We start from the raw sequence: 13,242 nt of genomic DNA on the forward strand, positions 1-13,242 counted from the left end.
GCCCGCCTTTGCCGGCGCTCCACAAGGAGGAACCGGACGGCTAGGCGTTCTGTGACAGGTCCTGAGACTGATTTTCGAGGAAAGCGAGTTTGTCCGGGTTGCGGATGATCCGGACGCCCGTCACCAGGCCGTCCGGTCCGATGTCGACCGACGCCGCGCCGATCAGCCGCCCGTTCTCCCAGCCCAGCACCGCCGCATCGCCGTTGACCTCGGTGAACGCGATCTCGACGCCCTCGACGAAGCGGGTGAACAGGCCGATGACGAAGCGTGCGACGTTGCTCCGGCCGGTGACCGGGCGGGTCGCCGAGCGCACCTTGCCGCCGCCGTCCGCCCAGGTGACGGCGTCCTCGGCGAGCAGCGACTCCAGCTTGTCCAGCGCGCCCTCGGCGGCCGCCGCCAGGAACGTCGCCAGCAGGTCGGTGCGCGGGGCCACCGGCGCCTCGAACCGGGCCCGGCCGTCCGCCAGGTGCTGCTTCGCGCGCCGGTACGTCTGCCGCGCCGCCGCCTCCGAGACGTCCAGCACCTCCGCGATCTCGCGATGGCTGTACTCGAACGCGTCGCGCAGCACCACCGCCGCCCGCTCCGGCGGCGACAGCCGCTCCATCAGCACCAGCACGGCCATCGACACCGCCTCACGCTGCTCGGCGGTCTCCAGCGGCCCCAGCGCGCCCGCGTCCGTGCGCACCGGCTCGGGCAGCCACGGGCCGACGTACTCCTCGCGCCGCACGCGCGCCGACGTCAGCCGGTTCAGGCACAGGTTGGTGAGCACCTTCGCGAGCCACGGGCCGGGCGCGTCGATGTACGACCGGTCGGCGGCGTGCCAGCGCAGATAGGCGTCCTGCACCGCGTCCTCGGCCTCCGCCGCGGACCCGAGCATGCGGTACGCGATCCCGAACAGGCGCGGCCGCTCGGCCTCGAACTCGACGGCCGACGGAGGGGCGGAGGTGGTTCTCACGCCGCCACCGTAGCCAACGCCGCGGTGCGAGCAGCGCTTAGGCTCGCTGCGCACAGCATCCACACGGGGAGAGACATGGGATTGCTCAGCACACGCACGTCCCGCGGCGCGCGCATAGGCGGCGGCGCGTCGCACGCGCTGAAACGACGCCGCACCTGGCGGCACGGGCTCGTCGCCGCGGCCGCCGCCCTCGCCGTCGCGGCCGCGCTCCTGATCACCCGGACGGGCCTGCAGCCCGACGCGTCGGCGCACTCGCTGCCGCCCGCCGACCCGTACGCTTCGACCCAGGCCCGCGCGGTGCTCGACTGGCTGGGGCACCTTCCCAACCGCTCCGGCGCGGAAGGCAACCGGGTCGCGTCCGGCTACTTCGCCGGTTACAGCCGCCCGGACTTCGCGACGTCGTCCGCCGAGATCGAGACGCTGCACACCAGGACGGGGCAGTACCCGGCGGTCGTCGCCTGCGACTACGCGTCCGGCTGGGACGCCGCCGCCAACCCGACCCGCATCGACACGGCCTGCAACACCTACCTCAAGCAGGCCGCCGCCGCGGGCAGCCTCGTTTCGGTGAGCGTGCACGCCCCCAACCCCAGCGGCGGCCCGCTCGGCGGACAACCGCTCACCGCCCAGCAGTTCGCCCAGCTCACCGACCGTGCCACCGCCATCGGGCAGGCCTGGCACGCCCGCCTGGACGAGGTGGCCGCCGGCCTCAAGGACCTCGGCGACGCAGGTGTCCCGGTGCTGTTCCGTCCGCTGCACGAGATGAACGTCGGCTGGTTCTGGTGGGGCGCGCAGGACAAGGCCGCGTTCCGCGCGGTGTGGCAGGACATGGTCCGTTCCGTGACCGACAGGCTCGGCCAGGCGCGCAACGTCCTGTGGGTGTACGCCCCGCAGTGCAACTACGGCGGCTACGGCCGGGACGCGTACTACCCCGGCGACGAGTACGCCGACGTCGTCGGACTCGACTGCTACGTCGACGAACCCGCCGCCGCCCGCGGCTACGAGGAACTCACCACACTCGGCAAGCCGTTCGCGCTCACCGAGGTCGGCCCGACGAACGCGTCCGGCAAGAACACGCCCGATCCCGGCTTCGACTACGCGAAGTGGACTGCGGCTCTGCACACCCGCTTCCCGACCGCCGCGTACTTCCTCGCGTGGAACAGCATGTGGAGCCCGATCGGCAACGGCAACCTGCACGCGAGCGAACTCATGAACGACCCGTGGGTGGTCAACCGCGGCGAGGTCGACCTCACCCGCAGGACCGAGCCCGAGAAGGCGCTGCTCGCCGGATTCGAGGCCGGCACCGAGGGCTGGACGAACTGGAACACCCGCACAACGCCGATCAGTACGACCGACTGGGCGGCGGAAGGGAAGCGCTCGCTGTCGGCCGTGATCGACCTGGAGCGGGGCGAGACGTTCCTCAACCGGCGCGCGGCGTTCGACCTGTCCGACCGCACGACGCTGGCCGCCACCGTGCGCACCGGGAGTCCGGCCCCTGGCACGAAAGCCAAGCTCTACGTGCGCATCGGCCCGGACCTGACCTGGTACGACAGCGGCCCCTTCGCGATCGGGGAGAGCGGCGCCGACACCACGCTGCGCCTCGACCTCGCAGCGCTGGCCGGCACCGCCGACATCCGCGAGATCGGCGTGGACGTCGTGCCCGCGTCCGGGGCGTACGGACCCAACGCCATCTACGTCGACGACGTCCGCACCCTGGGCCCGCGCGTCCTCGCCGGATTCGAGTCCGGGGCCCAGGGCTGGACAGGCGTCAACACCGAGGCGGGCCCCTGGCCGGTCACCGAGTGGCGTTCCCAGGGCGCCCAGTCCTTCAAGGCCGACGTCATGCCGTCCCGCGGCGAGACGTTCCTCAACCGGCGCCTCCCGGCCGGCAGCCCCCTCGACCTCGCCGGCCGCACCACCCTCGCCGTCACCGCCCGCACCGCCCCCTGGGGCGACCAGGCCACCGGCACCCGCGCCAAGCTCTACATCCGCACCGGCCCCGACCTCACCTGGTACGACGCCGGCCCCGTCACCGTGGGCCCGAACGGCGTCACCCTCGGCCTCGACCTCTCCGCCCCGAACCTCACCAACCTGACCGACGTCCGGGAAATCGGCATCACCTTCACCCCGGCCCCCAACGCCTCCGGCCGCACCGCCGTCTACGTCGACAACCTCACGCTCGCGTAGCGACCACCGGGGCAAACGCCGAACGGCCCGACTCCGTAGGGGAGTCGGGCCGTTTCGGTGTCGGTGCGGGGCTCAGACGTTGAAGCCCAGGGCGCGGAGTTGTTCGCGGCCGTCGTCGGTGATCTTGTCCGGGCCCCACGGGGGCATCCAGACCCAGTTGATGCGCAGGTCGCTGACGAGGTTTTCGGTCGCGGTCTTCGCCTGGTCCTCGATGACGTCGGTCAGCGGGCACGCGGCCGAGGTCAGCGTCATGTCGACGGTCGCGATGTTCGCGTCGTCGACCGTGACGCCGTAGACGAGGCCGAGGTCGACGACGTTGATGCCCAGTTCCGGGTCGACGACGTCGTACAGGGCCTCGGTGACCTCGTCGGCGCTCGCCGGGTTCACCTTGGTGTCGCTCACTTCTGACCCTCCATCACCTGCGTCGTGGCGTCACGCCACGCCATCCAGCCGAGCAACGCGCACTTGACCCGGGCCGGGAACTTGGAGACGCCCGCGAACGCCACGGCGTCCTCCAGCACGTCCTCGTCCGGCTCCGCCTGGCCCTTGGACTGCATCAGGTGCAGGAACTCCTCCTGCACCTTCAGGGCGTCCACGACGGTGCGGCCGATGACCAGGTCGGTCATCACGGACGCGCTCGCCTGGCTGATCGAACAGCCGTGGCCCTCGTACGACACGTCGACGACCTTGGCGTCCGCCCCGGTGCCGTCCAGCTTCACCCGCAGCGTCACCTCGTCGCCGCACGTCGGGTTGACGTGGTGCACCTCGGTGTCGAACGGGTCCCGCAGCCCCTTGTGGTGGGGGTTGCGGTAGTGGTCCAGGATGATCTCCTGGTACATCGAGTCGAGTTTCATGCCTGCGTTCGCTCCCATACCCCACTCAGCCGAAGAAGCCGCGCACGTGTTCCAGGCCGGCGACGAGGGCGTCGACCTCGCCGGGCGTCGAGTAGAGGTAGAACGAGGCGCGGGTGGTGGCCGGGACGCCGTAGCGCAGGCACACCGGGCGTGCGCAGTGGTGGCCCACGCGGACCGCGATGCCCTGCTCGTCCAGCACCTGGCCCACGTCGTGCGGGTGCAGGTCGCCGAACTTGAAGGAGATCGCCGCGCCGCGGTCGAGGGCGGTGTCCGGGCCGATGATCTCGAGCCCCTCGACCGACTTGAGCGCGTCGATGGCGTACGCCGTCAGCGCGTGCTCGTGCGCCGCGACCTTGTCCATGCCGATCGCGTTCAGGTAGTCGATCGCCGCGCCGAGCCCGACCGCCTGCGCGATCGGCGGCGTGCCGGCCTCGAACTTGTGCGGCGCGGGCGCGTACGTCGACGCGCTCATCGTCACGGTCTCGATCATCTCGCCGCCGCCCAGGAACGGCGGCAGCTCCTCGAGCAGCCCCAGCCGGCCCCAGAGCACGCCGATGCCGGTCGGCGCCAGCATCTTGTGCCCGGTGAACGCGACGAAGTCCGCCTCGAGCGCCTGGACGTCCAGCGGCACGTGCGGCGCCGCCTGCGACGCGTCGACGACCACGAGCGCGCCGACGTCGTGCGCGCGGCGCACGATCGCGTCGAGCGGGTTGACGGTGCCCAGGATGTTGGACGTGTGCACCACCGAGACGACCTTGGTCTCCTCGGTGATGACCTGCTCGATGTTCGACAGGTCGAGCCGGCCGTCGTCGGTCAGGCCGAACCACTTGAGCTTCGCACCGGTGCGCTGGCACAGCAGCTGCCACGGCACGATGTTCGAGTGGTGCTCCATCTCCGTGATGACGACGTCGCTGCCGGGGCCGACCCGGAACGGCTCGTCGGCCCACGTCAGCATGTTCGCGACGAGGTTGAGCGCCTCGGAGGAGTTCTTGGTGAAGACCACCTCGTCGCGCGACGGGGCGTTGATGAACTCCGCCACCTTGTCGCGCGCGCCCTCGTACAGCGCGGTCGCCTCTTCGGCCAGCACGTGCACGCCGCGGTGGACGTTGGCGTTGTGCATCTCGTAGTAGCGGTTCAGCGCGTCGAGCACCTGCTTGGGCTTCTGCGACGTCGCCGCGTTGTCCAGGTAGACGAGCGGCTTGCCGTCGTGCAGGGTCCGCGACAGGACCGGGAAGTCCTTGCGGATGGCGTCGGTGTCCAGGAGCCCGGGAAGGGTGTGTGTCATGCGCTCTCCTTGACTCCGGTGTACGCCTCGTAGCCCTCGGACTCCAGCTTGTCGGCCAGCTCGGGGCCGCCCGACTCGACGATCCTGCCGCCGGCGAACACGTGCACGTAGTCAGGCTTGATGTAGCGCAGGATCCGCGTGTAGTGCGTGATCAGCAGCGTGCCGATCTCGCCGGTGTCGCGCACCCGGTTGACGCCCTCGGAGACGATGCGCAGCGCGTCGACGTCCAGGCCCGAGTCGGTCTCGTCGAGCACCGCGATCTTCGGCTTGAGCAGCTCCAGCTGGAGGATCTCGTGGCGCTTCTTCTCACCGCCCGAGAAGCCCTCGTTGACGTTGCGCTCGGCGAACGACGGGTCCATCTGGAGGCGGTCCATGGCCTCCTTGACCTCCTTGACCCACAGCCGCAGCTTGGGGGCCTCGCCGCGGACCGCGGTCGCGGCCGTGCGCAGGAAGTTCGAGACGGAGACGCCGGCCACCTCGACCGGGTACTGCATCGCGAGGAACAGGCCCGCGCGGGCGCGCTCGTCGACGGTCATGGACAGCACGTCCTCGCCGTCGAGCGTCACGCTGCCGCCGGTGACGGTGTACTTCGGGTGCCCCGCGATCGAGTACGCCAGCGTCGACTTGCCGGAGCCGTTCGGGCCCATGATGGCGTGGGTCTCGCCCTGCTTCACGGTCAGGTCGACGCCGCGCAGGATCTCGCGCGGGCCGTTCTCGGCCTCCACGCTGACGTGCAGGTCGCGGATCTCAAGCGTTGCCATACGGACTCAGGACTCCTGGTTCAGGTCGACATACACGTTGTCGGCCTCGATCTTCACGGGGTAGACGGGGACCGGCACGTTCGCCGGGGGCCCCGACGGGCGGCCGGTGCGCAGGTCGAAACGCGAGCCGTGCAGCCAGCACTCGATCGCGCAGTCCTCGACCTCGCCCTCGGACAGCGACACGTTGGCGTGGCTGCACACGTCGTTGATCGCGTACACCTCGCCCTCGGTGCGCACGAGCGTCACCGCGACGCCGTCGAGGACCACCCGGTGGGGGGTGTCCTCGCTCAGCTCAGCCTCGGCGCACGCCAGTTGAAACGCCATCAGACGCTCGCCTCCAGCTCCGCCTCGATGCGCTCCATCAGCCGCTCGCGCAGCTCCGGCAGGTCGATCTGCGCGATGACCTCGGCGAAGAAGCCGCGCACGACCAAGCGCCGGGCCTCGTCGGCGGGGATGCCGCGGGCCTGGAGGTAGAACAGCTGCTCGTCGTCGAACCGGCCGGTGGCGCTGGCGTGTCCGGCGCCGGCGATCTCGCCGGTCTCGATCTCGAGGTTCGGCACCGAGTCGGCGCGGGCGCCCTCGGTCAGCAGCAGGTTGCGGTTCAGCTCGTACGTGTCGGTGCCCTCCGCGGCGGCGCGGATCAGCACGTCGCCGATCCACACGGTGCGCGCGTCGGCGCCCTGCAGGGCGCCCTTGTACGCGACCCGGCTGCGGCAGCGCGGCACGTCGTGGTCGACGAACAGGCGGTGCTCCAGGTGCTGGCCCGCGTCGGCGAAGTACACGCCGTACAGCTCGACGTCGCCGCCCGGCGCGTCGAAGACCACGCGCGGGAACAGCCGCACGACGTCGCCGCCGAGCGTCACCGTGACCGACTTGAACGTCGCGTCGCGGCCCACGCGGGCGACGTGGTGGCCCAGGTGCACGGAGCCCGCGTCCCAGTCCTGCACGGAGACGACGGTCAGCTTCGCGCCGTCGCCCACGAGGAACTCGACGTTGTCGGCGTAGGTCGCCTTGCCGCCGTGGTCGAGCACGACCACGGCCTCGGCGAACCGGCCCACGTCGACGATCAGGTGCCCGAAGCCCGTGGCGCCCTCGCCGCGCGTGCGCACGACGACCGGCTCGCCCGGGGCGAGTTCCTTGGGGAAGGTCACCACGGTGGCCTTCTCGAACGACGAGTAGGCCTGCGCCGCGACCCGGTCGACCGGCGTGCCGGCCTTGCCCAGGCGCGCGTCGTCGCGGCCCACGGTCTCGACGACGACGCCCGCGGGGGCGTCGACCTCGACGGTCGGCGAGCCGACCGTCGTGAAGGTGCCGTCGTGCAGACCGCGCAGCCGCTCGAGCGGGGTGAACCGCCAGTCCTCCTCGCGGCCGTGCGGCACCGCGAAGTCGTTCACGTCGTACGACGCGGTCGCGACCTGGCGCGCGTCGGCCGGCTGGCTGACCATGCGACCGGTGCCGGGACCCGCGAGCTCGCCCGGGGCCCCGGCCTCGCGCACGGCGATGGAACCGGCCGTCGTGCTACCGGAGTTAGTTGCGCTTGCCATAGGTGTTCGCGGGCTGCTAGCCCACAGCCCCTTCCATCTGCAGCTCGATCAGGCGGTTCAGCTCGAGGGCGTACTCCATGGGGAGTTCGCGGGCGATCGGCTCGACGAAGCCGCGCACGATCATCGCCATCGCCTCGTCCTCGGTCATACCGCGGCTCATGAGGTAGAACAGCTGGTCCTCGGAGACCTTCGAGACGGTCGCCTCGTGGCCCATCGACACGTCGTCCTCGCGCACGTCCACGTACGGGTACGTGTCCGAGCGGCTGATCGTGTCGACCAGCAGGGCGTCGCACTTGACCGACGACGTCGAGCCCTTCGCGCCGTCCTCGATCTGCACGAGACCGCGGTACGACGTGCGGCCGCCGCCGCGCGCCACCGACTTGGACACGATGTTGGACGACGTGTTCGGCGCGCAGTGCACCATCTTCGATCCGGCGTCCTGGTGCTGGCCCTCGCCCGCGAAGGCGATCGACAGGGTCTCGCCCTTCGCGTGCTCGCCCAGCAGCCACACGGCCGGGTACTTCATCGTCACCTTGGAACCGATGTTGCCGTCGATCCACTCCATGGTCGCGCCCTCGTGCGCGACGGCGCGCTTGGTGACCAGGTTGTAGACGTTGTTCGACCAGTTCTGGATGGTCGTGTACCGCACGCGGGCGTTCTTCTTCACGACGATCTCGACGACCGCGGAGTGCAGCGAGTCCGACGAGTAGATCGGCGCCGTGCAGCCCTCGACGTAGTGCACGTACGAGCCCTCGTCGGCGATGATCAGCGTGCGCTCGAACTGGCCCATGTTCTCGGTGTTGATCCGGAAGTAGGCCTGCAGCGGGATCTCCACGTGCACGCCCTTCGGCACGTAGATGAAGGAGCCGCCCGACCACACCGCGGTGTTCAGCGCCGCGAACTTGTTGTCGCCGACCGGGATCACCGAGCCGAAGTACTCCTGGAAGATCTCCGGGTGCTCGCGCAGGCCCGTGTCGGTGTCCAGGAAGATGACGCCCTGCTCCTCCAGGTCCTCGCGGATCTGGTGGTAGACGACCTCGGACTCGTACTGCGCGGCGACGCCCGCGACCAGGCGCTGCTTCTCCGCCTCGGGGATGCCGAGCCGGTCGTAGGTGTTCTTGATGTCCTCGGGCAGGTCCTCCCAGGACTCCGCCTGCTTCTCCGTCGACCGCACGAAGTACTTGATGTTGTCGAAGTCGATGCCGGAGAGGTCGGAGCCCCACGTCGGCATGGGCTTCTTGTCGAAGAGGCGCAGGCCCTTCAGCCGGAGCTTGAGCATCCACTCCGGCTCGTTCTTCTTGGCTGAGATGTCCCGGACGACCTCTTCCGACAGGCCGCGGCGGGCGTTGGCACCCGCGACGTCCGTGTCGGCCCAGCCGTATTCATACGTGCCCAGGCCGTCGAGCTCGGGGCGAGCTTCGGTGGTCATGCGGGGTTCCTCCCGGTGACGTTCTTCGGTACGTGCGTGGTGCAGACGCCGTCGCCGTGCGCGAGCGTCGCCAGCCGCTGCACGTGGGTGCCGAGGAGGCGCGCGAACACCTCGGTCTCGGCCTCGCACAGCTGCGGGAAGCGCTCGGCGACGTGCGCCACCGGACAGTGGTGCTGGCAGAGCTGCTCTCCGCCGGGAGTCTGCCGCGCGTTCGCGGCGTACCCATCGGCGGACAGCGCCTCGGCCAGCGCCTCGGCCCGTTTGCCCTCGGGGGCCTGCTCGACGACCGGAAGGTACTTGGTCTCGAGGGCGGCGACCCGGGAGCGGGCGAACGCCAGGACCGCGTCCTCGCCCGCGACCTCCGCGAGGAAGTGCAGGGCGTCGGCGGCCAGGACGTCGTACTCCTGGTGGAACGACCCGCGGCCGGCGTCCGTGAGCCCGAACACCTTGGCGGGGCGACCCCGTCCGCGGTGACCGTACACCCGCTGCTGCCGGGCTTCGATCACACCGTCGGCGAGCAGTGCGTCGAGGTGACGACGCACCGCCGCGGCGGTGAGGTCGAGGCGCTCGGCGAGATCAGCCGCGGTGGACGGACCGTGCACGAGGATGGACCGGGCGACCCGGTTGCGGGTGCCCGCGTGCGCGTCGGACTCGGGCGCGTTCGGACCAACGGCGGCAGCCCGCCCCTGGTCCTCCGAGTCCTCGCGCACGTATTTCACAACGCCATTGTTGCGTTAATGGTTCCCGAAGGCGAATCCGCCCCGCGTGCGGTCGATCACTTAGGGCTGCCTAATGCGGCGATGACCTCCCCGGATGGCGCAAAGTAGTCGGTCGGTGACGCTTGCGGCGGGGGTTGCGGGGCATGCGGCGAAACCCGCACGGGACGCTACCTAGACTGTTCGGCCATGGACTCCCCGCAGCCGGCCGTCGAGATCGTCGGGCTGGTCAAGACGTACGGCGACAAGACGGCCGTGGACGGGCTCGGCCTCACCGTCGAGCGCGGCTCGGTCACCGCGGTCCTCGGACCCAACGGGGCCGGCAAGACCACCACCATCGAGGTGTGCGAGGGCTACCGGCGCGCCGACGGCGGCACCGTGCGGGTGCTCGGGCTCGACCCGGCCGTGGACGGCGAGCGGCTGCGGCCCCGCGTGGGCGTCATGCTCCAGTCCGGCGGCGTGTACGCGGGCGCGCGCGCCGAGGAGATGCTGCGGCACGTCGCCAAGCTGCACGCCAACCCGCTCGACGTCCCGATGCTCGTCGAGCGACTGGGCCTGGGCTCGTGCGGCCGCACCACCTACCGCCGGCTGTCCGGCGGCCAGCAGCAGCGCCTCGCGCTCGCGCTCGCCGTCGTCGGCCGCCCCGAGCTGGTGTTCCTCGACGAGCCGACCGCGGGCCTGGACCCGCAGGCCCGGCGCGCCACCTGGGACCTGGTCGGCGACCTGCGCGCCGACGGCGTGACCGTGGTGCTGACCACGCACTTCATGGACGAGGCCGAGCAGCTCGCCGACGACGTGCACATCGTCGACCGCGGCCGGGTCATCGCCTCCGGGTCCCCCGAGGCGCTGTGCCGCGACGGCGCGGAGAACTCGCTGCGCTTCGCCGGCCCGCCCGGGCTCGACCTGACCGCGATGGTGGCCGCGCTGCCCGAGGGCGCGAAGGCGTTCGAGGTGGCGCGCGGCTCGTACCGCGTCGAGGGCGACATCGACCCGCAGCTGCTCGCCACCGTCACCTCGTGGTGCGCGCAGCACGGCGTCATGCCCGAGAAGCTGACCGTCGAACGGCGGACCCTCGAAGACGTGTTCCTCGAACTGACCGGGCGGGAGCTGCGGGCGTGACCACCACCACGGGTACCTTCACGCCGGACCCCGGCGCCGCGCCGCTGGGCCGCATGATCGCGGCGCAGACCGCGCTCGAGACGAAGATGCTGCTGCGCAACGGTGAGCAGCTGCTGCTGACCGTCGTCATCCCGACGCTGCTGCTGGTGCTGTTCAGCGCCGTCGACGTGGTCGACGTCGGCGAACTGCACGGCCAGAAGCGCGTCGACTTCCTCGCGCCCGGCATGCTCGCGCTCGCCGTGCTGTCCACCGCGTTCACCGGGCAGGCCATCGCGACCGGCTTCGAGCGGCGGTACGGCGTCCTCAAGCGGCTCGGCGCCACACCGCTGCCGCGCTGGGGGCTGATGGTCGCCAAGACGGGCTGCGTGCTGGTCGTCGAGGCGCTCCAGGTGGCGCTGCTGACCGCGATCGCGTTCTCGCTCGGCTGGTCGCCGCACGGCAACCCGCTCGCGGTCGTCCTGCTGCTCGTGCTCGGCACCGCGGCGTTCTCGGGCCTCGGCCTGCTGATGGCGGGCACGCTGCGCGCCGAGGCGACGCTCGCGGCGGCGAACCTGGTGTTCGTCCTGTTGCTGGTCGGCGGCGGGGTGATCGTCCCGCTCGACAAGTTCCCCGGCGGCGTCGAGGCGGTCCTGAACCTGACGCCGATCGCGGCGCTGTCCGACGGCCTGCGGGACGTCCTCCAGCACGGCGCGTCGATGCCGTGGGCGGACGCCGGGATCCTCGTGGTGTGGGCGGTGCTCGGACTGGGGCTGGCGGCGCGGTTCTTCCGCTGGGAGTGACGGGCGGTCGGGCGCGGCGGCCCCCGCGTACTTAGTGAACGCGTTCACAACGTACGCTGTCGGGCATGAGTTCGCCGTCCGCCGTGTCGCCGCTCGCGCGTCGCGTGTTCCTCGCCAACCTCGTCGCCCAGGTCGGCATCGTCATCACCGGCGGCCTGGTCCGGCTGACCGGCTCCGGGCTCGGCTGCGACACCTGGCCGCGCTGCAACGACACGCAGTGGACGCCGCACGAGGCGAGCTCGATCAACACGTACATCGAGTTCGGCAACCGCATGCTGACCTACGTGGTCGGCGCCATCGCGGTCGCGGCCATCGTCGTCGCGTGGCGGCACCGGCCGGTCCGCAAGGAGATCCGCTACCTGGCGGCGTTCCAGCTGTGCGCGATCCTCGGGCAGGCGGTGCTCGGCGGCATCACCGTGCTGACCGACCTGCACCCGGCCGCGGTCGCGAGCCACATGCTGCTGTCGATGTTCATGATCGCCTCGGCGGTGGCGCTGTACGAGCGTTCCGGCGAGGGCTACGCCCCCGTGCGCCCGCTCGTGCGCAACGAGATCCGGCTGTTCGGCGCGGGCACCGTGGCGGTGCTCGCCGCGCTGCTCGTCGTCGGCACCGTGGTCACCGGGTCCGGCCCGCACGCGGGCGACGAGAAGGCCCGCCGCTTCGACGTCAACGTCGACCAGATGGCGTGGCTGCACGCCGACCTCGCGTTCCTGCTGCTCGGCGCGGCCGTCGCGCTCGCACTGGCGCTCCGCGTCACCGACGCGCCCAAGGACGCGCAGCACCGCGTGTGGTGGCTGCTCGGCGTGCTGATCCCGCAGGGCCTCATCGGCTACACGCAGTACTTCAACGGGCTGCCCAAGTGGCAGGTCTCGCTGCACATGCTCGGCGCGAGCCTGGTGGTCGTCACCACGACCCGCATCCTGTTCGGGCTGCGCACCCGCGACGAGGCCGACGCCCCGGCGGGCGAGGACGCCGAGGTGCCCGCACCGGCCGAGGAGCCGGTCGCCGCGACCATCTACTGACGCACCGCGGACTACTCGACGTCGCGCGCCACGCACGACGTCCTGGTGGCCGGGCTGCTCCACGGCCTTGTATAGGACTTGACCGCACGCCACCCGCACCGGCGACGGGACGACACCGTGGACCTCGAACTGCGCGACCGTGCCTACTACGTCACCGGCGGCAGCCGCGGCATCGGCGCGGCGGTCACGCGGCTGCTGCTCGCCGAAGGCGCGTTCGTCGCCGTGTGCGGGCGTGGGGGAGCGGACCTCGACGCGCTGCGCGCCGCCTTGCCCGCCGACCAGCGCGGACGCCTGCTCGCCCACAAGCTCGACGTCACCGACGCGGCGGCGCTGAGCGAGGCCGTCACCGAGACGGCGACCCGGTTCGGACGCCTGGACGGGGTGGTCGCGAACGCCGGGGCGGGCGCGTTCGGGAGCGCGCTGGACACCGCCTGGCCGTGGAGCCGGCGCCCGCCCGATCCTCCGCACCGATACCCGCCGGCCCGCGCGCCGAGGTTGCAGGCGGAGGCGCTCTGACCCCGGAACGGCGCGCGGGCCCCCGGGGGGGCGCGGGGGGGGGGGGGGGGGGGGGGGGGGGGGGGGGGGGGGGGGGTG

At 71.5% G+C, this 13,242-nt stretch carries 14 protein-coding genes; 5 read left to right on the top strand and 9 right to left on the bottom strand.

Going from position 1 to position 13,242, the window contains the following annotated elements; all coding sequences use genetic code 11:
• Positions 1-40: 40 nt before the first annotated feature.
• Positions 41-955: an RNA polymerase sigma-70 factor gene (locus QI554_RS09100; protein WP_281467856.1), complete on the bottom strand. Its 915-nt coding sequence runs from the start codon at positions 953-955 to the stop codon at positions 41-43.
• Positions 956-1,030: 75 nt separating this feature from the next.
• Between QI554_RS09100 and QI554_RS09105 the strand changes: the two genes are divergently transcribed.
• A complete protein-coding gene (locus QI554_RS09105; RefSeq protein ID WP_281467858.1) occupies positions 1,031-3,139 on the top strand; it encodes a glycosyl hydrolase in 2,109 nt (702 codons plus the stop codon).
• 72 nt (positions 3,140-3,211) lie between these two features.
• Here QI554_RS09105 and QI554_RS09110 read toward each other — a convergent pair whose 3' ends face one another.
• The 8 genes from QI554_RS09110 to QI554_RS09145 are packed head-to-tail and all read right to left on the bottom strand — an operon-like array spanning position 3,212 to position 9,731.
• Positions 3,212-3,541, bottom strand: a complete 330-nt coding sequence (locus QI554_RS09110) for a metal-sulfur cluster assembly factor (RefSeq protein ID WP_235055160.1) — start codon at positions 3,539-3,541, stop codon at positions 3,212-3,214.
• Positions 3,538-3,993, bottom strand: coding sequence for a Fe-S cluster assembly sulfur transfer protein SufU (sufU, locus tag QI554_RS09115; protein ID WP_281467862.1), 456 nt, complete (start codon positions 3,991-3,993; stop codon positions 3,538-3,540). The genes QI554_RS09110 and sufU overlap by 4 nt, the downstream gene beginning before the upstream one ends.
• A gap of 25 nt (positions 3,994-4,018) precedes the next feature.
• Positions 4,019-5,278 (bottom strand): cysteine desulfurase, encoded by a 1,260-nt coding sequence (locus tag QI554_RS09120; RefSeq protein ID WP_281467865.1) that lies wholly within the window; start codon positions 5,276-5,278, stop codon positions 4,019-4,021.
• Positions 5,275-6,039, bottom strand: coding sequence for a Fe-S cluster assembly ATPase SufC (gene sufC / locus QI554_RS09125; RefSeq protein WP_281467867.1), 765 nt, complete (start codon positions 6,037-6,039; stop codon positions 5,275-5,277). The genes QI554_RS09120 and sufC overlap by 4 nt, the downstream gene beginning before the upstream one ends.
• 6 nt (positions 6,040-6,045) lie before the next feature.
• The gene (locus QI554_RS09130) at positions 6,046-6,363 is read right to left on the bottom strand and encodes a non-heme iron oxygenase ferredoxin subunit (protein WP_281467869.1); all 318 of its coding nucleotides are present in this window, start codon (positions 6,361-6,363) and stop codon (positions 6,046-6,048) included.
• The gene (gene sufD / locus QI554_RS09135; RefSeq protein ID WP_281467871.1) at positions 6,363-7,583 is read right to left on the bottom strand and encodes a Fe-S cluster assembly protein SufD; all 1,221 of its coding nucleotides are present in this window, start codon (positions 7,581-7,583) and stop codon (positions 6,363-6,365) included. Before sufD ends, QI554_RS09130 begins: the two co-directional genes overlap by 1 nt.
• 16 nt (positions 7,584-7,599) lie before the next feature.
• Complete coding sequence (gene sufB / locus QI554_RS09140) at positions 7,600-9,012, bottom strand: Fe-S cluster assembly protein SufB (RefSeq protein WP_281467872.1); 1,413 nt, start codon at positions 9,010-9,012, stop codon at positions 7,600-7,602.
• Entirely contained in the window at positions 9,009-9,731 is a 723-nt protein-coding gene (locus QI554_RS09145; RefSeq protein WP_425527941.1) for a helix-turn-helix transcriptional regulator, read from the bottom strand. Before QI554_RS09145 ends, sufB begins: the two co-directional genes overlap by 4 nt.
• A gap of 186 nt (positions 9,732-9,917) precedes the next feature.
• Between QI554_RS09145 and QI554_RS09150 the strand changes: the two genes are divergently transcribed.
• The 4 genes from QI554_RS09150 (at position 9,918) to QI554_RS09165 (ending at position 13,164) form a co-directional block, all read left to right on the top strand.
• On the top strand, positions 9,918-10,847 hold the full coding sequence (locus tag QI554_RS09150) for an ABC transporter ATP-binding protein (protein ID WP_281467874.1): 930 nt from the start codon (positions 9,918-9,920) through the stop codon (positions 10,845-10,847).
• Between the two features lie 53 nt (positions 10,848-10,900).
• A complete protein-coding gene (locus QI554_RS09155; RefSeq protein WP_281467922.1) occupies positions 10,901-11,626 on the top strand; it encodes an ABC transporter permease in 726 nt (241 codons plus the stop codon).
• 65 nt (positions 11,627-11,691) lie between these two features.
• A complete protein-coding gene (locus QI554_RS09160) occupies positions 11,692-12,648 on the top strand; it encodes a COX15/CtaA family protein (RefSeq protein WP_281467876.1) in 957 nt (318 codons plus the stop codon).
• Between the two features lie 78 nt (positions 12,649-12,726).
• On the top strand, positions 12,727-13,164 hold the full coding sequence (locus QI554_RS09165) for an SDR family oxidoreductase (RefSeq protein WP_281467878.1): 438 nt from the start codon (positions 12,727-12,729) through the stop codon (positions 13,162-13,164).
• Positions 13,165-13,242 lie beyond the last annotated feature (78 nt).

The sequence above is a fragment of the Yinghuangia seranimata genome (assembly GCF_029953285.1).
Taxonomy (GTDB): Bacteria; Actinomycetota; Actinomycetes; order Streptomycetales; family Streptomycetaceae; genus Yinghuangia; species Yinghuangia seranimata.

Excerpts from the sequence above, each read along its gene's own strand:
- sufD (WP_281467871.1), bottom strand. The coding sequence starts at position 7,583 with ATGGCAAGCGCAACTAACTCCGGTAGCACGACGGCCGGTTCCATCGCC.
- QI554_RS09130 (WP_281467869.1), bottom strand. The coding sequence starts at position 6,363 with ATGGCGTTTCAACTGGCGTGCGCCGAGGCTGAGCTGAGCGAGGACACC.
- QI554_RS09120 (WP_281467865.1), bottom strand. The coding sequence starts at position 5,278 with ATGACACACACCCTTCCCGGGCTCCTGGACACCGACGCCATCCGCAAG.
- QI554_RS09155 (WP_281467922.1), top strand. The coding sequence starts at position 10,901 with ATGATCGCGGCGCAGACCGCGCTCGAGACGAAGATGCTGCTGCGCAAC.
- sufU (WP_281467862.1), bottom strand. The coding sequence starts at position 3,993 with ATGAAACTCGACTCGATGTACCAGGAGATCATCCTGGACCACTACCGC.
- QI554_RS09150 (WP_281467874.1), top strand. The coding sequence starts at position 9,918 with ATGGACTCCCCGCAGCCGGCCGTCGAGATCGTCGGGCTGGTCAAGACG.
- QI554_RS09160 (WP_281467876.1), top strand. The coding sequence starts at position 11,692 with ATGAGTTCGCCGTCCGCCGTGTCGCCGCTCGCGCGTCGCGTGTTCCTC.
- sufB (WP_281467872.1), bottom strand. The coding sequence starts at position 9,012 with ATGACCACCGAAGCTCGCCCCGAGCTCGACGGCCTGGGCACGTATGAA.
- sufC (WP_281467867.1), bottom strand. The coding sequence starts at position 6,039 with ATGGCAACGCTTGAGATCCGCGACCTGCACGTCAGCGTGGAGGCCGAG.
- QI554_RS09105 (WP_281467858.1), top strand. The coding sequence starts at position 1,031 with ATGGGATTGCTCAGCACACGCACGTCCCGCGGCGCGCGCATAGGCGGC.